This is a genomic window from Pseudomonas sp. TTU2014-080ASC (assembly GCF_001446935.1).
Classification (GTDB): domain Bacteria; phylum Pseudomonadota; class Gammaproteobacteria; order Pseudomonadales; family Pseudomonadaceae; genus Aquipseudomonas.
The window spans coordinates 825515-850177 of sequence record NZ_LKKK01000002.1 but is presented as its reverse complement, the minus strand read 5'-3'; the positions used below and the strand labels follow the sequence as shown (position 1 = coordinate 850177).

General features: G+C 58.5%; 24 protein-coding genes. 11 read left to right on the top strand and 13 right to left on the bottom strand.

All coding sequences use genetic code 11. The features are described from left to right. Nucleotides 1-2: 2 nt before the first annotated feature. From AO726_RS09385 to ggt, 4 genes are all read left to right on the top strand, one after another. Complete coding sequence (locus AO726_RS09385) at nucleotides 3-1598, top strand: GMC family oxidoreductase (RefSeq protein WP_058067798.1); 1596 nt, start codon at nucleotides 3-5, stop codon at nucleotides 1596-1598. A gap of 124 nt (nucleotides 1599-1722) precedes the next feature. Continuing rightward, nucleotides 1723-2202, top strand: a complete 480-nt coding sequence (gene coaD, locus AO726_RS09380; protein ID WP_058067797.1) for a pantetheine-phosphate adenylyltransferase — start codon at nucleotides 1723-1725, stop codon at nucleotides 2200-2202. 154 nt (nucleotides 2203-2356) lie between these two features. Continuing rightward, the gene (locus AO726_RS09375; RefSeq protein WP_058067796.1) at nucleotides 2357-2608 is read left to right on the top strand and encodes a YfhL family 4Fe-4S dicluster ferredoxin; all 252 of its coding nucleotides are present in this window, start codon (nucleotides 2357-2359) and stop codon (nucleotides 2606-2608) included. Nucleotides 2609-2700: 92 nt separating this feature from the next. Then, nucleotides 2701-4374: a gamma-glutamyltransferase gene (gene ggt, locus AO726_RS09370; RefSeq protein ID WP_058067795.1), complete on the top strand. Its 1674-nt coding sequence runs from the start codon at nucleotides 2701-2703 to the stop codon at nucleotides 4372-4374. 160 nt (nucleotides 4375-4534) lie between these two features. Here ggt and AO726_RS09365 read toward each other — a convergent pair whose 3' ends face one another. The 5 genes from AO726_RS09365 to AO726_RS09345 all read right to left on the bottom strand — a co-directional run bounded on the left by AO726_RS09365 (nucleotide 4535) and on the right by AO726_RS09345 (nucleotide 9344). After that, the gene (locus AO726_RS09365; RefSeq protein ID WP_241492084.1) at nucleotides 4535-6364 is read right to left on the bottom strand and encodes a Na/Pi cotransporter family protein; all 1830 of its coding nucleotides are present in this window, start codon (nucleotides 6362-6364) and stop codon (nucleotides 4535-4537) included. 176 nt (nucleotides 6365-6540) lie between these two features. Beyond that, on the bottom strand, nucleotides 6541-6879 hold the full coding sequence (locus tag AO726_RS09360) for a hypothetical protein (protein WP_058067794.1): 339 nt from the start codon (nucleotides 6877-6879) through the stop codon (nucleotides 6541-6543). Between the two features lie 91 nt (nucleotides 6880-6970). After that, the gene (locus tag AO726_RS09355; RefSeq protein WP_058067793.1) at nucleotides 6971-7549 is read right to left on the bottom strand and encodes a lysophospholipid acyltransferase family protein; all 579 of its coding nucleotides are present in this window, start codon (nucleotides 7547-7549) and stop codon (nucleotides 6971-6973) included. A gap of 110 nt (nucleotides 7550-7659) precedes the next feature. Continuing rightward, the gene (gene mutM / locus AO726_RS09350; RefSeq protein WP_058067792.1) at nucleotides 7660-8472 is read right to left on the bottom strand and encodes a bifunctional DNA-formamidopyrimidine glycosylase/DNA-(apurinic or apyrimidinic site) lyase; all 813 of its coding nucleotides are present in this window, start codon (nucleotides 8470-8472) and stop codon (nucleotides 7660-7662) included. A 59-nt stretch (nucleotides 8473-8531) separates the two neighbouring features. Then, complete coding sequence (locus AO726_RS09345) at nucleotides 8532-9344, bottom strand: HDOD domain-containing protein (protein WP_162491582.1); 813 nt, start codon at nucleotides 9342-9344, stop codon at nucleotides 8532-8534. Between the two features lie 182 nt (nucleotides 9345-9526). On the opposite strand from AO726_RS09345, the gene AO726_RS09340 reads away from it, so the two are divergent. Further along, nucleotides 9527-10723, top strand: a complete 1197-nt coding sequence (locus AO726_RS09340) for a class I SAM-dependent rRNA methyltransferase (protein ID WP_058067790.1) — start codon at nucleotides 9527-9529, stop codon at nucleotides 10721-10723. Nucleotides 10724-10765: 42 nt separating this feature from the next. On the opposite strand, the gene AO726_RS09335 is transcribed toward AO726_RS09340, so the two are convergent. The 6 genes from AO726_RS09335 to AO726_RS09310 are packed head-to-tail and all read right to left on the bottom strand — an operon-like array spanning nucleotide 10766 to nucleotide 15943. Then, nucleotides 10766-11518, bottom strand: a complete 753-nt coding sequence (locus AO726_RS09335) for an amino acid ABC transporter ATP-binding protein (protein WP_058067789.1) — start codon at nucleotides 11516-11518, stop codon at nucleotides 10766-10768. A gap of 35 nt (nucleotides 11519-11553) precedes the next feature. Beyond that, entirely contained in the window at nucleotides 11554-12795 is a 1242-nt protein-coding gene (locus tag AO726_RS09330; protein WP_058067788.1) for an NAD(P)/FAD-dependent oxidoreductase, read from the bottom strand. Between the two features lie 23 nt (nucleotides 12796-12818). After that, complete coding sequence (locus AO726_RS09325) at nucleotides 12819-13529, bottom strand: ABC transporter permease (RefSeq protein WP_058067787.1); 711 nt, start codon at nucleotides 13527-13529, stop codon at nucleotides 12819-12821. Continuing rightward, nucleotides 13529-14245 (bottom strand): ABC transporter permease, encoded by a 717-nt coding sequence (locus AO726_RS09320; RefSeq protein WP_058067786.1) that lies wholly within the window; start codon nucleotides 14243-14245, stop codon nucleotides 13529-13531. The genes AO726_RS09325 and AO726_RS09320 overlap by 1 nt, the downstream gene beginning before the upstream one ends. Nucleotides 14246-14305: 60 nt before the next feature. After that, complete coding sequence (locus AO726_RS09315) at nucleotides 14306-15064, bottom strand: ABC transporter substrate-binding protein (RefSeq protein WP_058067785.1); 759 nt, start codon at nucleotides 15062-15064, stop codon at nucleotides 14306-14308. Nucleotides 15065-15073: 9 nt separating this feature from the next. Further along, the gene (locus tag AO726_RS09310) at nucleotides 15074-15943 is read right to left on the bottom strand and encodes a MurR/RpiR family transcriptional regulator (RefSeq protein ID WP_058067784.1); all 870 of its coding nucleotides are present in this window, start codon (nucleotides 15941-15943) and stop codon (nucleotides 15074-15076) included. A gap of 111 nt (nucleotides 15944-16054) precedes the next feature. Here AO726_RS09310 and AO726_RS09305 point away from each other — a divergent pair, with 111 nt between their 5' ends. The 6 genes from AO726_RS09305 to AO726_RS09280 all read left to right on the top strand — a co-directional run bounded on the left by AO726_RS09305 (nucleotide 16055) and on the right by AO726_RS09280 (nucleotide 22764). Beyond that, entirely contained in the window at nucleotides 16055-17068 is a 1014-nt protein-coding gene (locus AO726_RS09305) for an Ldh family oxidoreductase (protein WP_058067783.1), read from the top strand. Nucleotides 17069-17449: 381 nt separating this feature from the next. Continuing rightward, a complete protein-coding gene (locus tag AO726_RS09300) occupies nucleotides 17450-18547 on the top strand; it encodes an ABC transporter ATP-binding protein (protein ID WP_058067782.1) in 1098 nt (365 codons plus the stop codon). 44 nt (nucleotides 18548-18591) lie between these two features. Further along, entirely contained in the window at nucleotides 18592-19665 is a 1074-nt protein-coding gene (locus AO726_RS09295) for an ABC transporter substrate-binding protein (protein WP_058067781.1), read from the top strand. A gap of 64 nt (nucleotides 19666-19729) precedes the next feature. Next, nucleotides 19730-20962 (top strand): ABC transporter permease, encoded by a 1233-nt coding sequence (locus AO726_RS09290; protein ID WP_058067780.1) that lies wholly within the window; start codon nucleotides 19730-19732, stop codon nucleotides 20960-20962. A 2-nt stretch (nucleotides 20963-20964) separates the two neighbouring features. After that, entirely contained in the window at nucleotides 20965-21828 is an 864-nt protein-coding gene (locus AO726_RS09285; RefSeq protein WP_058067779.1) for an ABC transporter permease, read from the top strand. A gap of 240 nt (nucleotides 21829-22068) precedes the next feature. Beyond that, complete coding sequence (locus tag AO726_RS09280; RefSeq protein WP_058067778.1) at nucleotides 22069-22764, top strand: MgtC/SapB family protein; 696 nt, start codon at nucleotides 22069-22071, stop codon at nucleotides 22762-22764. A gap of 105 nt (nucleotides 22765-22869) precedes the next feature. Here AO726_RS09280 and AO726_RS09275 read toward each other — a convergent pair whose 3' ends face one another. Both AO726_RS09275 and AO726_RS09270 read right to left on the bottom strand, forming a co-directional pair. After that, nucleotides 22870-24177: a TRAP transporter large permease gene (locus tag AO726_RS09275; protein WP_058067777.1), complete on the bottom strand. Its 1308-nt coding sequence runs from the start codon at nucleotides 24175-24177 to the stop codon at nucleotides 22870-22872. A gap of 10 nt (nucleotides 24178-24187) precedes the next feature. Beyond that, on the bottom strand, nucleotides 24188-24661 hold the full coding sequence (locus tag AO726_RS09270; protein WP_058067776.1) for a TRAP transporter small permease: 474 nt from the start codon (nucleotides 24659-24661) through the stop codon (nucleotides 24188-24190). Between the last annotated feature and the right edge of the window lie 2 nt (nucleotides 24662-24663).

Here is a 24663-nt window from a genome sequence, read left to right as displayed (position 1 = left end):
CAATGCCGGTACCTGATATTTTCAAAGAAGGCCTCGCACGTGGCTGGAAAACCTATGACGGATCAAGCCTGACCAGCGATCTCGTTCTGGAAGCTGACGTTGCCGTTATCGGCAGCGGCGCAGGCGGCGGCACCACGGCGGAAATCCTCAGCGCAGCAGGTTTCAAAGTGCTGATCATTGAAGAAGGCCCGCTGAAAACCAGCGACGACTTCAAAATGCACGAAGGCAAGGCCTACACCAGCCTGTATCAGGAAGGCATCGGCCGCATGAGTAAAGACGGCGCGATCACCATCATGCAGGGCCGCGCCGTAGGTGGCACCACACTGATCAACTGGACCTCCAGCTTCCGCACGCCCGCCCCGACGCTGGAACACTGGGCCAAAGAACACGGCGTTATCGGCCACAGCGAGGCAGAGATGGCACCGTGGTTCCAGCAGGTGGAAAAACGCCTGGGCGTTGCCCCCTGGATCATGCCGCCTAACCCGAACAACGACGTACTGCGCGCCGGCTGCGAGAAGCTCGGCTACAAATGGGCGGTTATTCCACGCAACGTACGCGGCTGCTGGAACTTGGGTTACTGCGGCATGGGCTGTCCGGTCAATGCTAAACAATCCATGCTGGTTACCACCATTCCAGCCACACTGGAGAAGAACGGCGAACTGCTGTATCTGGCCCGTGCGGAAAACCTCATCATCGAAGGGGACAAGGTCAACGCTCTGGAATGCGTTGCCATGGACGACCGCAGCGTCGCTCCAACTGGCCACAAAATACACGTTAAGGCGCGCCATTACGTGCTCGCCGGTGGTGGTATCAACAGTCCGGCACTGCTGATGCGTTCCGGCGCACCGGACCCGTACAAACGCGCCGGCAAACGCACCTTCCTGCATACAGTGAACTTCTCCGCGGCGTTGTTTGAAGAGAAGATCAACCCGTTCTACGGCGCACCGCAGTCCATCTATTCCCCGCACTTCCTATGGGACGACGGCACCACCGGGCGTATGTCCTACAAACTGGAAGTGCCGCCACTGCATCCGGCCCTAGCCGCCACCCTGCTCGGCCAGTTTGGCGTGGAGAACGCGCTGCGCATGGAACAACTGCCCAACACCAACATGATGCTGGCGTTGATGCGCGACGGCTTCCACCCGGACAGCGCGGAAGGCACCGTAGAGCTGCGCGGCGACGGTACACCAGTTCTGGATTACCAGATGACCGACTACACCTGGGACGGCATGCGTCGCGCCTTCCACTCCATGGCCGAGATTCAGTTCGCCGCTGGAGCCAAACAAGTGTTACCGCTGCATGCTGATGCCGGTTATGTGAAAACCCTTAGCGAAGCCAAATCCCTGATCGACAGCCTCAGCCTTGAGCTGTACCGCACCCGCCTGGGCAGCGCCCACGTGATGGGCGGCTGCGCGATGGGTGAAGACCCGAAGCATGCCGTGACCGACAGCCTTGGCCGCCATCATCATCTGAGCAACCTTTCGATCCACGACGGTTCGCTGTTCCCCACCAGTATTGGTGCCAACCCACAACTGTCGATCTACGGCCTCACTGCCAAACTGGCGACGAAACTCGCCGAACGCCTTAAAACCGCCTGATTAAAGGCTGCTCAGCGCGTCTATCTGGACCGCTGGGCAGTGCCCATGCATCACGGTTCTCTTGGCCCGCGCAAAACGCTACGCTACCATCCGTCTCCCCAACGGAACCTGCCAGGACATCACGATGAATCGAGTGCTATACCCAGGCACCTTCGACCCCATTACCAAAGGTCACGGCGACCTGGTCGAACGCGCCGCGCGTCTCTTCGACAGCGTGATTATCGCAGTAGCCGCCAGCCCCAAGAAAAACCCGCTGTTCACCCTTGAACAACGGGTTGCGCTGGCCCAGGAAGTCACCAGCCACCTGCCAAATGTCGAAGTCATGGGTTTTTCCAACCTGTTGGCCGACTTTGCCAAGGAACAGGGTGCCAATGTATTCGTGCGCGGCCTGCGGGCAGTATCCGACTTCGAATACGAATTTCAGCTGGCCAACATGAACCGCCAACTGGCACCGGACGTAGAAAGCATGTTCCTGACCCCGTCAGAAAAGTATTCGTTTATTTCCTCAACGCTGGTGCGGGAAATCGCAGCGCTGGGCGGAGATATCTCTAACTTCGTCCACCCTGCCGTCGCCGCAGCGCTGACCGAACGTTTCAAGCGCTAAGCTTCATCTGGCAGCCCCTGAATGCAGCCAGCTGTTTTCAGGGACGCATATCGCGGGCCGCGTGCATGCGCGGCTCCGATGCGGCACAATTTGCGTCCTCGATTATCTGCACGCGAAAGGCTGCGCCTCTGGCAGCAGCAGGAGTGGTTATTTCATGTCCCTGATCATCACCGACGACTGCATCAACTGCGACGTCTGCGAACCTGAATGCCCGAACTCGGCGATCTCCCAAGGCGAGGAAATCTACGAGATCGACCCCAACCTCTGCACCGAATGTGTCGGCCACTATGACGAACCTCAGTGCCAGCAGGTATGCCCGGTTGACTGCATTCCCCTCGACGCTAACAACGTCGAAAGCCGCGACGAGCTGATGCAGAAATACCTGATCATCACCGGCAAGGCCTGATCAGCCCCAGAGCGGGCTATGCTGTAGGTGTCTGCAATTTCTGCCAGACACCTCCCGCCACCCTCCAGCCCCGCTACGTAGAGGTCTGACGTATGCGTCATCTGTCCCGCCGTTTTATTGCCACCGTCCTGCTGTTTTGCGCCCTTGACCTGCACGCAGCGACTTACCCGCCGAAAACCGCCATTGCCAGCGCCCACCCGGCGGCCACCGTTGCAGGGCTTGAAACCATCGCTCTGGGCGGCAATGCCTTTGATGCCGCCGTATCAGTCAGTGCCGCACTGGCCGTGGTTGAGCCTTACGGTTCAGGTATTGGTGGCGGCGGTTTCTTCCTTCTGCGTAAGGGCGGTGATAAGCCCGACTACCGTTTTATCGACGCACGCGAACGTGCGCCAGCGGCGGCACATGCAGCGATGTATCAGATGGATGGCAAGGTGGTACCGGAGCTATCGCTAAACGGCGCACTCGCCGCCGCAATTCCGGGACTTCCTGCCGGACTGGTGGAGTTAGCGCAACACTACGGCCGCCTGCCCCTGCGCGACTCCCTGGCACCGGCAATTCGTCTGGCGCGCAGCGGCGTGAGTATCGACCGGGTGTACATAGAACGGGCGCAGTGGCGGCTTGAGGCCATGCGTAAAGACAAGGAGACCGCCCGCCTCTTCCTCGATAATGGCGAAGTCCCGCAGGAGCTTGCCCTGTTCCGCCAACCGGAACTGGCGCGCACGCTGGAGCAGCTCGGCGATCAGGGCCGGAATGGCTTCTATGCCGGACCTGTTGCTCAAAAAATGGTCAACGCCGTGCGGGCTGCTGGCGGTATCTGGACGCTGCAGGATCTGGCCAAATACCGAATTGCAGAGCGCCAGCCGCTGCGTGTGCAACTCAACAACAAACGCGAGCTGATCAGCGCCCCACCGCCCTCAGCCGGCGGCGTAGCCATCGCCCAGAGCCTGCTGATGCTGCAACAACTGCCGTGGCAACAAGGCACACAAGTCCAGCGTACCCATCTGGTAGTGGAAACCCTGCGCCGCGCTTACCGTGACCGCGGCCTGCTGGGGGACCCTGACTATGTCCGCAACCCGGTTCAGCAATTGCTAGCACCGGCCCATATCAAGACCCTGCTCAGCAACATTGATCCGAATAAAGCCACACCCAGCGCCAGCCTGCCAGCGGCACCGGACTGGCATGAAGGCGATCACACCACCCACTTCACAGTGCTGGACGCTGACGGCAATGCAGTAGCCGCCACACTGTCCGTGAACCTGCCATTTGGTGCGGCCTTCACCGTGCCGGGCACCGGCGTGCTGTTGAACAATGAAATGGACGATTTTGCCGCCGACATCCAGGGCAGCAACACCTACGGTCTCAGTGGCAGCCAGGCCAATAGCATTGCCGCAGGTAAACGTCCGCTGTCGAGCATGAGCCCGAGTTTTATTGAAAGCCCAGAGGAATTTGTCAGCTTCGGCACACCCGGTGGTAGCCGCATCCCCAGCATGGTGCTGCTGGCGATGCTGGAGTACCTGGACAACCAGCCGATCCAACGCTGGCCCGCCGTTGCCCGCTACCACCATCAGTACAAGCCGGACGTGATTGAATACGAGCCCGGCGCTTTCAGCCCGGCACAGATTCAACAGCTGGAACAACTTGGCCACCAACTGAAAGCCACCAGCCGGCCTTATGGTAACCAGCAGGTTTTGCGCTGGAACAAGCGCACTCAGGCACTGGAAGCGGCCAGCGATCCAAGGGGGATCGGGCTGGCCGAACCGCAGTAGGGGCAGGTTCTATACGAAAAGTCTCCGAGCGAAGATCAGGCGAGGCAAAAAACGATGAGGAACGGACTGGGCTCGCATCCGAGATTACAAGTGGTAAATGAGCATCCCGAACCGTTTTTAAACGAAGCATCATCGAGCGCAGGCACTTTTCGTACAGAACCTAGTCGAGCTCGATCAGCGGGCCGCTTTCATTAAGCATCTGGCGCAGCGAGCGAAACAGCTCGTTGCCCTCGCCCTGGCTGAGCATCAGCACGTTACGCAGGCTCTGAGTAATGCGACTGGCGTAACCCAGATCATTCATCAGTGAACTAGCCTGCTGCCCGTTCAGACGCTGCTCACGCACCTCAGCGAACAGGCGCTGGCGGAAACGGCTGTCGAAGTCTGCCGCCATCTCATCGAACAGATCCAGGCGCTCATTCCAGGCCTGTTCGGGCAAATCCATACGCCCCAGCTCGCGCACTTCATGCAGCACGCTGAGTAAGTGACAACGCAGCTCAACATAAGCCTGGCGCGGCGCGCCGGGCTCTTCGCGCAGATAGCGGCTGAGGTTCTTCTGCAAATGCTTGGCGTCCTTCACCGCGTCCACCAGTTGCAGTGCGGCTAGCTGGCAACTGACCCAAAAGCGCTGGTGTTCCTCATCCAGATTCACTTCCAGACGCCCCATAAAGCCGAGCAGATCGCCGTACACGCCTTTGATATGACGCTGATACAGTTGCTCGGCATCCAGCGCGTGGTGCTCAGGCGCTGCGGCCAGTGCGCTGCGGTCCGGGTGATCACGGTTAAGCAGCTCGATTGGCAGGTACAGCGCGTGGCAGATCACTTCCAGGCTCAGGCGTCCGAGATGCTGCAGCTCCTGGACCACCGCATGAGCAGCGGTGTCTGCACTGGCTAAGGCGTTTTCATCCAGATAACGAGCCGAAGTGACTGGCAATGCAGGCGCGGCCTTTTCCTCCGGCATGGCGATTTCGCTAATCAGTACCGCAGGCTCAACCGGATCAGGCAGCCAGCGCACCAAGCGCTCCGCCAACTGTTTCTGCCAGGGCCAAAACAGCGCAACGCCCATGCCATTGAATAAGGTGTGAAACATCGCCAGTTGAATCAGGCTGTTGTCCGCAAGCCCCAACGGCTCTGCAAGCGCCTGCACTAGCCAGGTCAGCGGGCTCAACAAGATGAAGGCCAACACGCCGGTCAACACATTGAACAGCACATGAGCCAACGCCAACCGCTGGCCGCTGCGATTGCCGCCCATGGCGCCGACAAAGGCGGTGCTTATGCTACTGCCAACATTAGCCCCGATGGCCAGCGCCAGCCCCTGATCCAGCCCAACTTGCCCGCCAGCCAGCGCGGCCAGCGTCAACATCAGCGTGGCATGGCTAGACTGCAGCACCACGGTCAGCAACATGCCGATACTGGCGAACAGCAAACTGCCGAGCAGGCCTGGCAGCTGGTATTCGGTCATATCAAAGCCTTCACCGAAACTGGTGAAACCCTCTTTGATCTGATCGATACCCAGGAAGATGAAGGCGATACCCAGCACGATACGGCCAGCCGCCTTACTCTTCGGCCCGTTGAACCCCGCCACTACGCCCAGCACCAGCAGTGGTAAGGCCAGCGGGCTCAGGCTGAAATTCTGTCCGGCCATCGCCAGCAGCCAAATACCGCTGGTAGCGCCGAGGTTGGCCCCCAGAAGAATGGCAATACCGCCCGCCAGCTGGATCAGTCCGGTACTGATAAAGGCAATGGTCAGCAGGGAGACCAACGTGCTGGACTGCAACAGAAAGGTGCCGAACACACCGAACATCATGCCTTTGAACGGCGTGGCCGTGCTTTTAGCCAGCAGCTGCTCCAGCTTGCCGCCCGCCAACTGCCGCAAGCCTTCTTCCAGACACTGCATACCAAACAGAAACAGCGCCAGACCAGCACACAGCTGCACCCAGCTCTCGCTGAACCAGAAACTAACGGCTAAAGCGACCAGTAATACGATCCACACGGCGAGTCGAACCACTATAGAGAAGAGGGCTGAGGAGAACACAAGCAGAGCAGGAGACAGCCAGTCTCCAGACGTGCCGAAGCGAGGCTTCAAAACGTGAGCGCCGCCTTTACCTGAGTAAAGGGCCTCTCAAAACGCTTTGAAAACCTCGCGCAAACAGGCTTGCGACTGTCAGATCAGTCGCGCTTGTAGCCCGAAGTAGTGCAGCCCAGGCAACGCACGAATGCAGCTTCGCCCGGTTCAACAACAAATGCGTTGGCCGCTTCTTTGATGTTGCCACCACCGGCAGAGAACGGCAGCGTCACCACAAACAGCCCGGCACCGATGGCAGTAGCGGCGATCAGCAGCGGACGGGCAATCAGCAGGTCAGCTGTCATCGCAAAGGCTTTAGGCGTTTCAACCTGGTAAACAGGGTCGCCACTCACATTACTAGACACAGTATTTGCCTGAACCGGCAGCGCCAGCAGGCCAGTGGTCAACGCCAGAGCAGCAGCGGTTGTGCGAAACAGGTTCATGGAGCAGTCCTTTTAAGTGTTATTAGACGAATAGCAGACGGCATGAAGTTTAACTATAACAGCGCTCGCGTAAATAACAGCCTGTGAGCTGTTACTCACCATGAAACGCATATTCAGGTTTCTTCGGCACATACGCCCGGTAAAAACTGAATATTTCTTTGAAGTCAGCTTCAACATTACCCGTCGGGTAAAACGCCGGCCCCAAAACAATACGCTTGTTTTGATAATCCAGCGCCCCTAAAACAAACGGGACACCCGCCCCCATCGCAATATGGTAGAAGCCCATTTTCCAGCGTTCGACTTTCTTACGCGTACCTTCAGGAGAGAGAATCAAAACAAACTGTTTGTGCTCGGCAAAGGCCTGAACAGCTTGCTCAACCGTGTTGCCCTGACGTTCACGGCGAATCGGTATGCCGCCCCAGCGTTGCAAGATGCCGGTAAATGGCCAGCGGAAGATAGTGTGCTTACCAAACCAGCGCGCATTAAGACGCAGGATAAACTTCGCCGCGATAAATAATACGAAGTCCCAGTTAGACGTGTGATGCGCACCAATAACAATGAACTTGTCGAGTTTTGGCAGTTCACCTTCGATGCGCCAGCCCATAAGTTTCATGACCAAGCGGCCAATACCCTCAACCAAACGGTTGCGGGGCAGGTAATTAGCAGACATCTCTACCTCTGGTTATTCTTATCAGCCCTGTTGCAGACAGGCCTGTTACTGGTTTTTCTATTTATTCGCCTGCCCTAGCCCGGCGAACTGCACTATTACCGGTTAAGCGATTAACGCTGACAACGCGGGCAATACACACTGGCTCGCTGGCCAAGTTTGACTTCACGCAATGTGCTGCCACAGGTTTTGCAAAACTCCCCTGCGCGACCATACACGAACAGCTCCTGCTGGAAGTAGCCTGGCTGTCCGTCCCCGCCAACAAAATCGCGCAAGGTAGTGCCACCGCGCTCAATCGCAATGGCCAGAATGCGTTTGATGTGTTCGGCCAGCTTCAAATAGCGCGCCCGTGACACCGATCCGGCCTCACGACGCGGATCAATCCCCGCCGCAAACAGGGCTTCGGTGGCGTAAATGTTACCGACGCCGACCACAACCGCGTTATCCATGATGAACGGTTTGATCGCCATCACCCGCCCCCGGGACATCTGGAACAGGCGCTCGCCGTCAAAGGCATCGGTCAAAGGCTCAGGCCCGAGTTTGCTCAGCAGCTCGTGCTCATAAGGGTTGCTGCTCCAGAGCATGGCCCCGAACCGACGCGGATCGGTGTAACGCAGGGCCATCCCGGATTCCAGCTCAATATCCACATGTTCATGTTTGGCCGCCGGCAAACCGCTCTGAACCAGCCGCAAACTGCCGGACATACCCAGATGAGCGATCAGGCAGCCACTTTCAGCCTTAATAAGAAGATATTTTGCCCGCCGCTCCACCGAGACGATGTGCTGACCAGACAGGCGCACATCCAGATCTTCAGGGATTGGCCAACGCAGGCGGCTATTGCGGACAACCACGCGACTGACACGCTGGCCCTTCAAATGCGGCTCAATGCCCCGACGGGTTGTTTCAACTTCAGGTAGTTCTGGCATGGCGGTAATTCAACGATTAAACAGGGCCTCACCTTAGCAGGAAACCCTGCTCGACCGGGCTAGCGCATCCCCAGATCGCGGATACTCTCACGCAGGTTTTCAAAGTCGTACTGGGACAGTCCGACGTACTCCAGCACCAACTGTTCGATGCTCTGCCACTCGTGATCCTCCTCCTGATTACCCAGCACGCGATGGCTGGCACAGGTGTTCTCGGCCATTTTCAGGATGGCCAGCAGCGTTTTCAGCTGCCCGTCACGGCTGGTCTCGTCGGTGAAAATCGCCAGGGCGTTGTGATGGCTGGCAATGGCTTCACACAGGTGTAGCGGCAAACGCCAGGACTTGGCGGTGTAATAACCGACAACCGCATGGTTGGTATTGAGCAGGCGGTTCTCAGTGTCCACCACGCGCCGCTCATCACTGGCGCTGGCGTAAGCCTCTTCCAGCACGGTCATGTAGTCTGGGAAGCGCTTGATCATCAGCGGAATACCACAGTTGTGGAACAGGCCTAACGTGTACGCCTCATCCGGTGAGTGGTAGCCAATGCGCTTGGCCAGGCTCAGGCTGGCCATGGCCACGTCCTGAGCTGAATCCCAGAAACGATTAAGGGTGACGATGGCCTCATCGGTCAGTTCGCCACGAATCGACTGAGCATTGATCAGGTTGATTACGGTGTTGCAGCCCAGCAAATTGACCGCTTGCTGGATCGATGCAATGCGATTGCTCAGGCCGAATGTCGGCGAGTTGACCAGCTTCAACAGCGCCCCGGACAAGCCCGGGTCTTGGCTGATCAGTTTGGCGATGGCTTGCAAGTCAGGATTAGGCATGACTTGTTCCATCTGCAAATCCACCATGATTTGCGGCTGCGGCGGCACACTAATTCCCTGTAGCACCTGCTGAATATACTCGGCGGAAAGCTCTTGTGACATGTCAGACGACCAGGCGATATGAAACCGCCAGTCTAACCAAATAAGCCACTACGTCCAGATGGTTTGTCTGCACCGGAGCATCTCCAACCCGCTATAATCACGCACTTTGCCCTTCGGAGTTACCCAGCATGTCCCTGCCCAGCCTGCGCCTGAAAGCCAACGCAGATCGACGCCTTCGCGCCGGCCATTTGTGGGTCTACAGCAACGAGATTGATGTGGCCGCAACGCCCCTGAACGGCTTTGCCGCCGGCGATCAGGCGATTCTTGAGGCAGCAGGCGGCAAAGCGCTGGGTATTGTTGCAGTCAGCCCGAACAACCTGATCTGCGCCCGCGTGTTGTCCCGCGACACCAAGCACGTGCTGGATAAATCCCTGCTGGTTCACCGTCTGAACGTCTGCCTGTCCCTGCGCGAGCGTCTGTTTGATCAGCCGTGCTATCGCCTGGTGTACGGTGATTCCGACCTACTGCCGGGCCTGGTTGTCGACCGTTTCTTCGACATTCTGGTCGTGCAGCTGGCCTCCGCCACCATGGAACGACACAAAGACGACGTGCTCAACGCCCTGATTCAGGTGTGCAAGCCCAGCGGTATCCTGTTCAAGAATGACTCCGCAGCCCGCGACGCCGAAGGCCTCAACCGCTATGTGGAAACCGCTTTTGGTGTGGTGCCGGAGTGGGTAGCGCTGGAAGAGAACGGCGTGAAGTTTGAAGCACCAGTCATCGAAGGCCAGAAAACCGGCTGGTTCTATGACCACCGCATGAACCGTGCACGTCTGGCACCCTACGTTAAGGGCAAGCGCGTTCTTGACCTGTTCAGCTACATCGGTGGCTGGGGTGTGCAAGCTGCCGCATTCGGTGCCAGCGATGTGATGTGCGTCGACGCCTCCGGCTTCGCGCTGGACGGCGTTGAGCGCAACGCTGCCCTGAACGGCCTGACCGATAAAGTCGCCTGCGTTGAAGGTGATGTGTTTGAAGCCCTACGCCAGTTGAAAGCCGCCGAAGAGCGCTTCGACGTGATCGTTGCCGACCCACCTGCCTTCATCAAGCGCAAGAAGGACCTGAAGAACGGCGAAGCCGCCTACCGTCGCCTGAATGAGCAAGCCATGCGCCTGCTCAACAAGGACGGCATCCTGGTCAGCGCCAGCTGCTCCATGCACCTGCCGGAAGATGACCTGCAGAACATCCTGCTGACCAGCGCCCGCCATCTGGACCGCAATATCCAACTGCTCGAGCGCGGTGCCCAAGGCCCAGACCATCCGGTGCACCCGGCCATTCCGGAAACCCGCTACATCAAGAGCCTCACCTGCCGTTTGCTGCCTAACGCCTGATTAGCAGCAAACACTGCGGTCGCCGCCCGGCGACCGCATGCATCAATGCAGAATCTTCGCCAGAAACGCCTGCGCACGCGGGCTTTTCGGAGCGGTGAAGAACTCTTCCGGCGGGCTGTCTTCGACAATCTGTCCACCTTCCAGAAACAACACACGCTGCGCCACTTGGCGGGCGAAACCCATCTCATGCGTGACGCACATCATGGTCATGCCGCTATCGGCCAGTTTGACCATAACATCCAGCACTTCACCGACCATTTCCGGGTCCAGCGCACTGGTGGGCTCGTCGAACAGCATGATCTTCGGTTCCATGCACAGCGCCCGGGCAATCGCTACGCGCTGCTGCTGGCCACCTGAGAGCTGGCTGGGAAACTTCTGAGCCTGGCTGTCGATGCCGACTTTGCTCAGGTAATGCATTGCCAATTCTTCAGCCTGATTGCGGCTCAGGCCGCGCACAGACATCGGTGCCAAAGTGCAGTTATCCAGCACGCTCATATGCGGAAACAGGTTGAAGTGCTGAAACACCATGCCGACGTTGCGCAGAACTTTGTTGTCTTTGTCCGGATCCTGCCCCTGGATAAGAATCTGCCCGGCACTGATCTGCTCAATGCGATTAATGCAGCGGATCAGGGTCGACTTACCCGAGCCTGAAGGTCCGCACAGAACGATGCGTTCACCTTCGCGCACCTGCAAGTCGACGCCTTTGAGCACCTGGCACTCACCATAGGATTTGTGCAGCCCGCGTAGCTCGACAGCCAGAGCCGCGGCGGTTTGATTAAGGGGACGGCTGGTCATGATGGTCCTCGGTTCTCGGCGCGCACACGGCGCGCTTAACTAAAACGGTCAGCGCTGTAAGGCGCAGTGGGGGTAAACGGCGCTTCACCGTTAATCATCTGGGCCAGCAAGCGACCGCTTACCGGGCCAAGTGTCAGTCCGTGGTGAGCGTGGCCGAAGTTGAACCACAACCCCTGATGGCGCGAGGCACGGCCAATCACCGGGCGCATGTCCGGCAGGCACGGGCGCTTGCCCAACCAGGGTTCAGCGTCCAGACGCTGGCCCAGCGGCATCAGCTTGCGCGCCAGCGCTTCAGTACGGCGCAGCTGGATTTCGTTGGCCGGCGCATCCGGGTGATCAAACTCAATGCCGGTGGTCAGGCGAATACCCCGCGCCATAGGAGCCAGCACATAGCCGCCCTGACTGTCACAGATCGAATGGGTCAGCGGGCTGCCTTCAACCGGGGCAAAGTGCAGGTGATAGCCACGTTTGACCACCAGCGGAATGTCGTAGCCGAAGCGTTTGCACAGTTCGCCGGACTGCGGGCCGAGAGCGATCACCGCCTGCTCAACCTGCAACACCCGTGTACCGGCGTTAACCTGCCAGCCCGCCACTGAAGCGCGCAGGCTGTTGGCATCGCCACGCAGGAAGGTGCCACCGCGACGCGTGAACAACTCGGCATAGCCACGCACCAGAGCGCCCGGATCTCGCACAGTTTTCGGGTCCTGCCAGTGCACACCGCCCACAGCTGCGCTGCTCAGCTGCGGTTCAAGGGCGTGCAATTGCTCAGCATCCAGCAGGCTGAATTTAAGGCCGTACGGCGTGAGTGCCACAGCGTCCTGCTGCGCAGCCAATAGGGCAGCCGGATCGCGGTACAGATCGATCCAGCCTCGGGATTCAATCAAGTGTTCCAGACCGGCCTGCTGAATCAGACGGTCATGTTCAATCACGCTGCGCTCCACCAGCGGCAGCATGGCATTAGTCGCCACCTGCAGCGGGCCGGGAGCCGAGTGTTGCCAGTAATTCAGCAGCCACTTGGCGATACGCGGTACATACAGCGGGTTGTAACGCACATCCGGCTGCTGGTTGAGGCCATAACGCAGCAGGCGCATGGCATCCCGGGGGAAGGCATAAGGCACAACACTGGAGCGTTCGATTAACCCGGCATTGCCGTGACTGGTGCCGTTGCCCGGATCGTCACGGTCGAGCAAACAGACGTTATAGCCACGCTCCTGCAGATGCAGGGCTGTGGATACACCGACAATGCCCGCACCGAGTACAACAATCTGAAAATCCATTAGCGGTTCCTGAAGATTCGCACTCATGCCAGATGCCTCGCCAGACGCCGCTCAAGCAGACGTACCGAGCGCCGGACGATCTCGACGATGATCAGATAAAGCACCGCCGCCCACAGGTAGATCTGGAAGTCGAAGGTGCGGGAGAAACCCAGCTTGGCCACGCCCATCAGGTCGTAGATGGTGACCAGTGAAGCAATCGCGCTGGCCTTGATCAGCAGAATCAGCTCGTTGCCCAGCGGGCCGACCGCCACCAGCATCGACTGCGGCAGCACTACTTTAAGCAAGGTGTCCTTGCGGCTCAGGTGCAGGGCGCGGGCTGCTTCGTATTGCCCCGGCGCAATCGCCAGCAAGCTGCCGCGGAATACTTCAGCCTGATAGGCCGCAGTATTTAGGGTGAAGGTCAGCAAGGTGCAGTTCCACGCATCGCGGAAGAACCACCACAGCCCAAGCTCCTGCCACACATCACGAAACGCTGCCGCGCCGTAATACAGCAGGAACAGCTGAGCCAGAATCGGCGTGCCACGCAGCACGTAGATATAAAAGGCACAGGCGTTACTCAGTACACGCCAGCGACTATTGCGCGCCAGGGCGATAAGCAGCCCCAACACCATGCCCAAGGTGAACGAAATGCCTACCAGTTTGATCGTGACCCACAGCCCGTCGAGCATGCGCGGGCCGTAGCGGTCGAACAATTCCGGGTCGACAAAAAAATGCAGCACGGCTTCCAGGCTCATCAGTGGGTTCCTCCGAATCCGCGTGCGTAGCGTTTTTCCGCAAAGGCGAAGATGCGCCCTGAGACAGCAGCAAAGAACAGGTACATCAAGCAGGCGCAGAGGTAGAACAACACGGGCTCTTTGGTCGCGCTGACCGCCAGGTTGGTCTGGCGCATGATGTCCACCAGCGAGATGGTCGAGACCAGCGACGTATCCTTGAGCAGGGTCAGCCAGTTATTGGACAGGCCTGGCAGCGCGACGCGGGTCAGCTGCGGCAAGGTCACTTTGAAGAAGGTGGTCGTGCGCGACAGGCCCAGCGCCTGCGCAGCCTCCATCTGGCCTTTGCCGACCACCTTAAATGCAGCCAGCCAGACCTCACTGGAGAACGCCGCCAGCACCATGCTGAAAGCCACCATCGCTGCGAGAAATGCGTTGATGGTGATATCGGTCTGATAACCGAAGTGAGCCAGAATTTTTTGCACGCCGATCTGACAGCCGTAATAGACGATCAGCAGTGTCAGCAGCTCCGGCAAGCCACGGAATACGGTAGAGAATGTCGCCGCCCAAGCGCGGGCCAGCGGATTGTTCGAGCGGCTGGCAACAGCCACCAGCAGGCCCAATGGCAAACCAAACGGGACGCAGGCTAAGGCCAGGGAAATGGTCACCATGGCACCGGCAAGCAAGGCCATGCCCCACCCGCCTTCGCCCAGAGAAAGCAGTGCCAGTTGTTCAAGCATGTTTAAACACTCAGAGCAGTGCGGCGCACGGGGTTAACCGCACGCCGCAAAAAACGCGGATTAGTAAATGTCAGCGTCGAAGTAACGCTTAACGATTTCCGCATAGGTGCCGTCAGCAATGATTTCTGCCAGGGCCTTGTTCAGGCGCTCGCGCAGCTCGTTGTCTTCCTGACGTACAGCGATACCAACCTGATCGTCGGTGCCGTCGACATCACCGAGCAGGCGGCAGCAGTCTTTACCACCATCCTTCAGCCAGTCCAGCAGCGGGAATTTGTCGTGAACCACAGCGTCCAGACGGCCGCTGGCCAGGTCCATGTGGGCGTCTTCCGGAGTTGGATAGAGTTTGATTTCAGCGCCAGCCGGAGCCAGTACGTCTTCAGCGTAAACACCTTGAGTGGAGGAAGACTGCGCACCGACCACCAGCCCTTTGAAGGTCTCAGGCTTGGTGTCGCTCAGAGTCGAATCTTTGCCTACAGCCATGGCCAGACGAGTGCTGTAGTAACGATCAGTGAAGGCAACCTTCTTCTGACGCTCTTCGGTGATCACCATGGAAGCAACAATCGCGTCGTACTTCTTCGCCAGCAGCGCTGGAATAATGCCATCCCAATCCTGCGCAACCAGCGTGCACTCAGCCCCCATTTTGGCGCACAGGGCATTGGCAATGTCCACGTCCATGCCACGCAGTTGGTTGTTGGAATCCACGTAGTTGAAGGGTGGGTAAGCACCTTCAGTGGCGATACGAATGGTGTCGGCTTGCACGCCTGCTGCCGCAACAAACAGACCCAAAGACGCAAGAGTCGTACTGATTAATCGCTTCATGGTGTTTTCCTAATTATTTTCTTTAAGGGACGAGGTGTAACCAACAAACGCATTGTGTAAACGGGCAACCGACTCCAGGCGCTGATCGACTTCCGGGCCCAGCAGCCTGAATACATCGTTGATCAGCAGGTGAACCAGCGACAGCATGGCCGCTGCCGATTCCCAGAACAGGTTGAAATCAGTCGGCACGCGCAGCACTTCATCGGCATGCTGCTCGGCCCAGTCGCAGTAATCGTCGGTGATCAGCGTGACCGCAATGCCACGGGCCTGAGCCTGTTGGCACAGCTCCAGGGCGTGCCGCGAATAGCGCCGCGCTTCGAACACTACCAGCGCAGTCTGCTCAGGCGCGCTGAGCAGCACGTCGGCATAGTGGCCGGCTGCACCGTCCACCAGCTGCACGCCGTCACGCAGGTACTGCAACAGGTGCACAAAGGACGATGCGATACCGCGCTCAGTCTGAAAGCCCGCCGCAAACACCTTCGGGCGTTGTGCCAGGCGCTGGACAATGCCCTTCCACTGAGCCGAGTGCTGATGCTCATGCACTCGCACCAGCGCTGCAATTTCACGCTCGAGTCCACTGCCCCTGGTTTCATCCGCTGTGCTGCGACGGAACGCCTTGAGACGGTCCCCAATCAGCCAGGGGCTGTCGCCCAAATCATCACGCAAGTCTTCTTTCAAAGCTTTGAGGTGTGGATAACCCAGTGCCCGGCAAAAACGTCCGACCGTGGATTCACTCACACCGACTTTGGCGGCCACCTCGGCGGCATTGGAAAATGCCAGCTCGTTGAGGTTAGCCAACATGTAGGTTGCAATTGCCCGACTCGACGCCGTTCTCGACGTCAGGCTCTTTTCCAGACGCTGTTTGAGGGAAAGGTTCATGGCAATGCTCTTGTAAGAATGGAAAGGAAATTGATGGTTTTCTGCCAGTAAGTCAATATCTGACAGTAAACTTGCAAAAACTCATTCCGTAATCCCACCAAGGTGTCGTTCATGTCCCTGGCCAAAATCCCGTTTGAAGACCTGCAAACCCTGCTCGCGCAAATCTTTGTCCGCCACGGCACCAGCCAGCGGGTGGCCGAGGTTTTGGCGCACAACTGCGCCTCCGCACAACGCGATGGCGCTCACAGCCACGGCGTGTTCCGCATCCCCGGTTATCTGTCGTCGCTGGGCAGCGGCTGGGTCAACGGCCAGGCTGAGCCGGTGGTGAGCGATGCCGCAGCGTCCTATATCAACGTCGATGCCGGCGGCGGTTTCGCCCAACCGGCACTGGCTGCAGCCCGCCCATTACTGGTGGAGAAAGCCCGGCAGAACGGTATTGCCCTGCTGGCCATCCACAACAGCCACCACTTCGCCGCACTGTGGCCAGATGTGGAGCCGTTTGCCGAAGAAGGTCTGATCGCCCTGTCTGTGGTCAACAGCATGACCTGCGTAGTGCCCCACGGCGCACGCAAGCCACTGTTCGGCACTAACCCGATTGCCTTTGCCGCGCCACGTGCAGGCGGCGAACCGCTGGTGTTCGACATGGCCACCAGCGCCATCGCTCACGGTGACGTGCAACTGGCAGCGCGTGCGGGCAAAGAACTGGCACCGGGCACCGGCGTGGACCGTGACGGCCAGCCGACCAATGATCCGCGAGAAGTGCTGGATGGCGGCGCCCTGCTCACCTTCGGCGGCTACAAAGGCTCGGCCCTGTCGATGATGGTGGAGCTGCTGGCGGCGGGTCTCACCGGCGGTAACTTCTCCTTCGAATTCGACTGGAGCAAACACCCCGGCGCACAGACACCGTGGACCGGCCAGTTGCTGATCGTGATTGATCCGAGCAAGTCCTCCGGCGAAGCCTTCGCCAACCGCTGCGAAACATTGGTTGAGCGCATGCAGGGCGTGGGGCAGGAGCGCATGCCCGGCCAAAACCGCCATCAGAACCGCGCCAAAGCGCTGGTGGAAGGTGTCAGCCTGAACGCTGACGAGCTGGCCAAACTGCGGGAGCTGGCAGGTCAGGCCTAACCTTCTACGCACTATTCACAGGCTGCCGTGCGACATCGCGGCAGCCTGCTGCGGCACATTCATGTAGCCCCCCCGCCCACTCCGCCAACATCCCTCCGAGGGTATTAGCGCCGCCCCAGAATTGTGCGTTCGCACTCCACAGGTGCAGAAGCAACATGTTCCCCGATGTGTTACTTCCATCCACAACAGCACCATGCCGTTACGCAACCGGCACTGGCTAACCCCTTGATCTAAAGCATCCCAAGCTCAATCCCATGACTGGCACACAGCTTGCTGTACTACTTTCAAGCATAGGCCGTCACCACAACGGGGATGGGACAGCGCATTCATGCAGGCAGATACCCGCCTGGGTTATCTGAGTCGTAAGCATTGGGGAGAGGTATGGCTGAGGAAAAAGCGTTTCTGCAGTTCACCAACGTCAAGAAGACCTACGATCACAAGACGCTGGTAGTTAAAGACTTCAACCTGAATGTAGCCAAAGGAGAATTCATCACCCTGCTCGGGCCATCCGGCTCCGGCAAGACCACCTGCCTGATGATGCTCGCCGGTTTTGAAGATGTAACCAGCGGCGAGATTCTTATCAACAGCCGCAACGTCACCAGCATCGCGCCCTACGATCGCAACATCGGCATGGTGTTTCAGCAGTACGCACTGTTCCCGCACATGACCATCCGCGAGAACTTGGCTTACCCGCTGCAACTGCGCAAATTGCCCAAGGCTGAGATCCGCGCCAAGGTCGACGAATACCTCAACCTGATTGAGCTGAAAGACTTCGGTGGGCGTTACCCGGCGCAGCTTTCCGGCGGCCAACGGCAGCGTGTAGCCCTGGCCCGTGCGCTGATCTTTGCACCCGACATTGTGCTGATGGACGAGCCCCTCGGCGCGCTGGATAAAAAGCTGCGCGAGCAGATGCAGTACGAGATCAAACGCCTGCACCAGCAGCTCGGTTTTACCGTGATCTACGTGACCCATGACCAGACTGAAGCCCTGACCATGAGCGACCGCATCGCCGTGTTCAACAACGGCGTGGTGCAGCAGTGCGACGCGCCGCACGTGCTCTACGAGCAGCCGGCCAACCTGTTTGTTGCCGACTTTATCGGCGAGAGCAACACCCTCGAAGGCACGATTGAAAGCGTTGAAGAACACTACTGCCAAGTGCGTCTGAAAGGCGGCGAAAGTGTGCGCGCCCGCCGCGTTAACCGCCACGAAGCAGGTCTTGCCACCAGCGTGTGCATCCGCCCGGAAAAACTCACCTTCACCGACAAACTGGGCGACGAAGGCAACCGCATCAAAGCGCGCTTCGTGATTCGTCACTACGTTGGTGAATACATCCGCTATCACTTCACCAGCCCGTGCGGCACTGAACTGGTCGTGAAATACCTTAACGACAGTTCCGCCCCGCACTTCCAGCCCGAACAAGAGGTAACCCTGGCCTGGCTGCCCGAGCACAGTCATGCGCTCGATCATCCGGGTTCGTAAGCAGTAAGTCTGACACCACTAAAAAAGCGAAATGGAGCATCGACATGGCAGCACTGACACAACGTTTCTCCCGCTATGCACTGGCCGCCGCCCTCAGCGCTGTATGCACGGGAGCCGTGGCTGAGGAAAGTCTGACGGTCATCTCATTCGGTGGCGCTTACGGCGCTGCGCACAAGCAGCACATGGTTGATCCTTTTATAAAGGACACCGGCACTAAAATTCTTATGGACAGCTACTCGGGCGGCATCGCCGAGATGAAGGCGCAGGTTGAATCCGGCCGCATCACCTGGGACGTGGTCAGCATTGAAGCCATCGACCTGGAGCGCGCCTGCTCAGAAGGCCTGCTGGAAGTCATCGACCACAGCAAACTGCCCGCAGGCATCGACGGCAAACCAGCTGCCGAAGACTTCTTCCCGGAAGCGCTGGCCAGCGAATGCGCCGTGGCCACCGACATCTTCTCGGTAGTGTTCGCCTACAACAAAAACACCATAGGCTCGGCTGTGCCGCAGAGCGTTGCAGACGTCTTCGACCTGAACAAAATCCCCGGCAAACGCGCCTTCCAGAAGCGTCCGCAAGTAGCACTGGAATGGGCACTGATGGCCGACGGCGTCGCTAAAGACAAAGTCTACGAAGTGCTGGCAACCGACGAAGGTCAGGCCCGCGCCTTTGCCAAACTCGACACCATCAAGAAAGACATCGTCTGGTTCGACTCTTGGTCGCAAGCCCCGCAACTGCTCAACGATGGCGGCGCAGTGATCGTGCAATCGGCTAACGGGCGTTTCTATGACGCCATACGCCGTGAGAACAAACCGTTCGTAATCGTTTGGGACGGTCACCTGTACGACATGGATGTGTGGTCGGTGATGAAAGGCACGCCGAAAAAAGACTTGGCCATGAAGTTCGTGAGCTACAGCACCGAGTCCAAGCCACTGGCCGGTATGGCAGACGTGGCCTACGGCCCGACCCGCAAATCGTCCATGCCGCTGCTGGAAAAAGATGTGGTCGCCAACCTGCCAACCTCGCACCTGGATGTCGGCCTGAACGCCAACTCCGAGTTCTGGGCTGACTACGGCGAAACCCTCGGTGAGAAATTCAACGAGTGGCTGCTGAAGAAGTAATCGCCTGAAACCTCTTGCGGGGGCACCAGCCCCCGCCTCCTGATTTGCTGACTGGAGTTCTGTCTTGTCGCCGTCCCTTAGCACATCCGAAGCCCGTCAGGCCGCCCAGACGCACAGGCGCAAACGCCTTGTGGCACTGGCCTTTGTTTTGCCGCTGCTGCTGTTTGTGATCGTCACCTTCGTGGCCCCGATCGGCACCATGCTGTGGCGCAGCGTGTACCACCCGACACTGATCGAATTGATTCCGCAAACGCTGGAACAACTCAGCGAATGGGACGGCGAAAGCACGCCGGACCAACAGGTGCTAGGCACCTTCGCCAGCGAGCTACATGCCCTGAATAAAAGCCGCCAGTCCGGCAAGCTCGCCGAGGAGATCAACCGCGCCTACAGCGGCATGTCCAGCGTGGTCAAAGCCAGCGCCCGACAGATCGGCAAACTGAAAGCCGAAGAGCTGCCGGAGAAAGGCGCCGGTGCCTTGCTCAAAGCCCATCGCAATTGGAGCGAGGTCAACCTGTGGCGCGCCATCGAGCGCTCCGGCCGTCCGTACACTTACGACAATTACCTGACCGCCCTCGATCTGGAAATGACCCACGAGGGCGAGATCGAAAGCCGCTCCACCCAGATCTACCTGAAGCTGTACGGCAAGACGCTGTACATGGCACTGATCATCACCCTGCTCTGCGCCCTGATCGGTTATCCGCTGGCCTATTACCTGGCGCACCTGCCGAGTAACCGCGCCAACCTGCTGATGGTGTTGGTTCTGCTGCCGTTCTGGACCTCGCTGCTGGTACGCACCACGGCCTGGATCGCGCTGTTGCAAACCAACGGTGTGGTGAACAGCTTCCTGATCAGCATGGGCGTGGTCGCAGAGCCGGTGGAAATGCTCTACACCTCATTCGCCACCATTCTGGCGATGACCCACATCCTGCTGCCGTTCATGATCCTGCCGCTGTACAGCGTGATGCGCAGCATTGACCCAAGCTACACCCGCGCTGCGCTGTCCATGGGCGCTAAGCCACTGCCCGCGTTCGCCCGCATCTACCTGCCGATGACGCTGCCGGGCTTAAGTGCCGGGGCGCTGTTGGTGTTCATCATCTCCATTGGTTACTACATCACCCCGGCGCTGGTCGGCGGCACCGATGGGCAGATGATCAGCAACATCATCGCCTTCCACATGCAGCGCTCGAACAACTGGGAACTGGCCGCCGCGCTGGGTTCACTGCTGCTGGGCCTGATCCTGATTCTGTACTGGGTGTACGACCGCTTTGTCGGCACCAGCAATATCAAACTGGGGTGAACATGAGCAGCTCGACCGTTTATTACAGCGTGGGGCACCGACTGGGCAGCTGGCTGCTGCGACTCTGCTCGTGGCTGGTTCTACTGTTTCTCATCCTGCCGATTCTGGTGATCGTGCCGCTGTCGTTTAACAGCGAACCCTTCTTCAGCTTTACCGAAGGCATGCTCACCTTACAACCGGAGGCCTACTCGCTGCGCTGGTACCGGGAAGTGTTCACCGACAGCGCCTGGCTGCTGTCGATCAAGAACAGCTTCATCATCGGCATCTTCTCCACACTGATTGCGACAGTGCTCGGCACCTGCGCCGCAGTCGGTCTGGCCCGTGCGGAAATGCCTGCGCGTCGACTGATCACCGCGTTGCTGCTGTCGCCGATGATCGTGCCACTGATCATCACCGCTGCCGGGATGTTCTTCTTCTATTCGGACCTGGGCCTGTCGGGTAATTACCTCGGCATCATCCTCGCTCACGCCGTACTCGGCACACCGTTTGTGATCATCACCGTGACCGCGACACTGGCTGGCTTCGACTATTCGCTGGTGCGCGCTGCGCTAAACCTCGGTGCGCGTCCGCTGCGGGCTTTCTTTGATGTGATCCTGCCGCTGATTCGGCCCGGTGTGATCTCCGGCGCGCTATTCGCATTTATCACCTCGTTTGACGAAGTGGTGGTGATCCTGTTTATGGCCGGACCGGAACAACGCACCATCCCCCGGCAGATGTTTTCCGGCCTGCGTGAACAGATCAACCCAAGCATCCTTGCTGTGGCGACGTTGCTGATTGTGATGTCCATCGCCTTGCTGGTGACCATGGAACTGCTGCGCCGTCGTTCTGAGCGACTGAGAGGGGCGGAAACACAGGAGCAAACTTAAGACTTTTCCGATTCAGCCTGAACACCACCTGAACGGAAAGCCGATACAGCAGTCACAGCCTTGCCCTTAGCGGCAGGGCTGCCTACCCTTGCGGGCTAGCCCGCCCACTTTGCGCTCAGCAACTGCGCACCTTTGCTTTACTTCCCCAAGGCCTGCGCTGGAATGATTTCTACCAGTGCTGCCTCACCATGGCTGCAGTCAGCTGCTTCACGCTGTAGCCGCCTGAAAAAGGAGATTTCCATGGGTGAATTCCTGTTCGCCATAAACTTGCTTGCTGCCCTGATGCTTGGCGCCCTGATCGGCGTAGAACGCCAGTGGCGTCAGCGTCTCTCCGTGCTGCGCACCAATGCGCTGGTGTGCCTTGGCGCCGCCAGCTTCACCGTATTCGCCGGGCTGGTAGATGGCGACAGCAGCCCGACACGGGTCGCTGCGCAAATCGTCTCCGGCATCGGCTTCTTGGGCGCTGGTGTGATCATGCGCGACGGCTTACAAATCAGCGGCCTGAACACCGCCGCCACCCTCTGGTGCTCAGCAGCCGTCGGCATACTGGCGGGCGCAGGTTTTCTGCTCGAAGCGGCCACCGTGACCGGCCTGATCCTGATGGCCAACGTCGCCCTGCGCCCAGTCGTGCGCATGATCAACCGCCAGCCGCAAGTCGAGTCCGAGGAAGAGCAACAATACGCCGTCAGCGTCACCTGCCTGGTCGACTACGAAGCCCACATCCGCAGCCAGCTCACCCGCGCCGCCGAACAAAGCGGCCTGCGCCTGCTGCGCCTGGACAGCAAAGAAACCGACAACGGCGAACGCTGCAAAGTCAGCGCGCTACTGGAAGCCGATCAACGCAGCGACCAAAAACTGGAAACCTGCATCGGCCGCTTGAGCGTAGAGCCGGGCGTCACCGGCGTGCGTTGGCGGATTCATAATGCAGAGCTTTAAGACTCAAAGGTGAAAGCGCTATGACCGGGACAACACACCGGCCCGTATGGAGCGCTTACCACATAGGCAAGTAGCCCCATACTTCAGTGTCGCTCGCTGTAGCTACTACAGCAGCAGACCCGGCAACCAGGTCGACAGCTCTGGCACGTACGTGGTGATCAGCAAGGTCGGCAACCAGGCAAACAGAATCATCAGGGCCGCTGGTTTGAGCATCTCTGCTGTGTCGGCTCCACTCATTTGTCCACTGAGGAACAACAGTGGTGCAGTGGGCGGAGTGATGTTGCCCATGCCGAGGTTGACCCCAAGGATGGCAGCAAAATGCACCGGATCAATACCCATTTGCTGACTGATCGGGAACAGGATCGGGGTGCACAACAGCACAGCGCTGACGTCGTCCATGATCGCTGCAACGATAAGCATGAACAGGTTGAGGATCAGCAGCAGGACCAGTTTGTTTTCCGAGATTTGCATCAGGAATTCAATGATCGTGCCCGGTACATCTTCCATCACGTACATGCGACTGAGCAGCATCACGGAGAACAGCATGATCATCAGCGAGCCAGTGGTGGTGGCTGAGTCGATCAGTACTTCCTTGATGTCTTTAACCTGAAGCTGACGGTAGATCCACATACCCACCGGAATGGCGTAGACCACACCCAGGGCAGCCGCCTCGGTTGGCGTCAGGATACCGCCATAGATCGAGCCCAGAATCAGCAGTGGCATCAGCAACGCGGGTACGGCACTGTCACGGCTGATCCAGCTGAACAAACTCAGACGTTTACGTGGCTGATAGCTGACGTTGCCGCTTTTTTCGATAACTTTGACGTTGGGGTCTTTGCGCAGGTAGATCAGGGAAAAGATCGACAGTAATACGGCCAAAATCAACCCAGGTATAACGGTCGATAAAAAAGCTGCCAGTACTGATTGATTAGCAATCCACGCGTACAAAATCATGATGGCACTGGGCGGAATCAGCATACCCAGAACAGACGAGCTTCCTATCAGCGCGGCGGAGAAGCCTTTTGGATAACCTCGGTCATCGAGCTTCTTGAACATCACGCTGCCGACACCGGCGATGGTTGCTGCACCGCTGCCCGTTATTGAGCCGAACAAAGCGCAAGAGAATATCGAGACGACCGCCAAAGAGCCTTTGATACCGCCGACCATGCGGTCGACAATGCCCACCAGTTTGTCGGCAATATGGCTACGGTTGATGATGCCGCCCGCGATGATAAACAGCGGAATGGCCAGAATGACCGGGTTGCCCATCATGCTGTAGCCGTACGGCATGAGGAAGTCCGGGCCATAACCCAACGTCATAATCAGGAAAATGGTGCTACCGAGGAACACGAAGGGAATCGGTAAGCCCAGGATGATGCCGACGAAAACTAACGCCAGTGCGATAAAAATCATGCTCAGTCCCCTAGCGCTTCATAAACAGAGAGGCAAGATCACGCAGGCAATAACCCGCCATGCCGATGAAGGATAAAAACAGCGCCAGCTTGCCAAACAGAATCGGGATGCCTAAGGCTGGAGTTTTGCCACCGTTTTCCATTTCCCAGGTGATGAACTCGACCGACCACCAGGCCATGGTGGAACAGATCGCCAAACCCAACAAAATGCGCGTCAGGCGAATCAGAAAGCCCATAACGCCGCCTTTGAAGATCACCCCGAGAATGTCGGCTGTGATTTGAGTGCGTGTACGGCTGGCGCGGATAGCGCCGATAAAGAACATCCAGGCACTGAACAGGCCAAGCACTTCTTCGGCACCGTTCAAATCGTAGGAAAATAGATAGCGGCAGGCAGCCGACAACGTAATGGAAGACAAAACGCCAATGGTGGCCAGCAAGACAATATGGTCTTCGACCCAGGCAAGACACACGCCGAACTTATTCATAA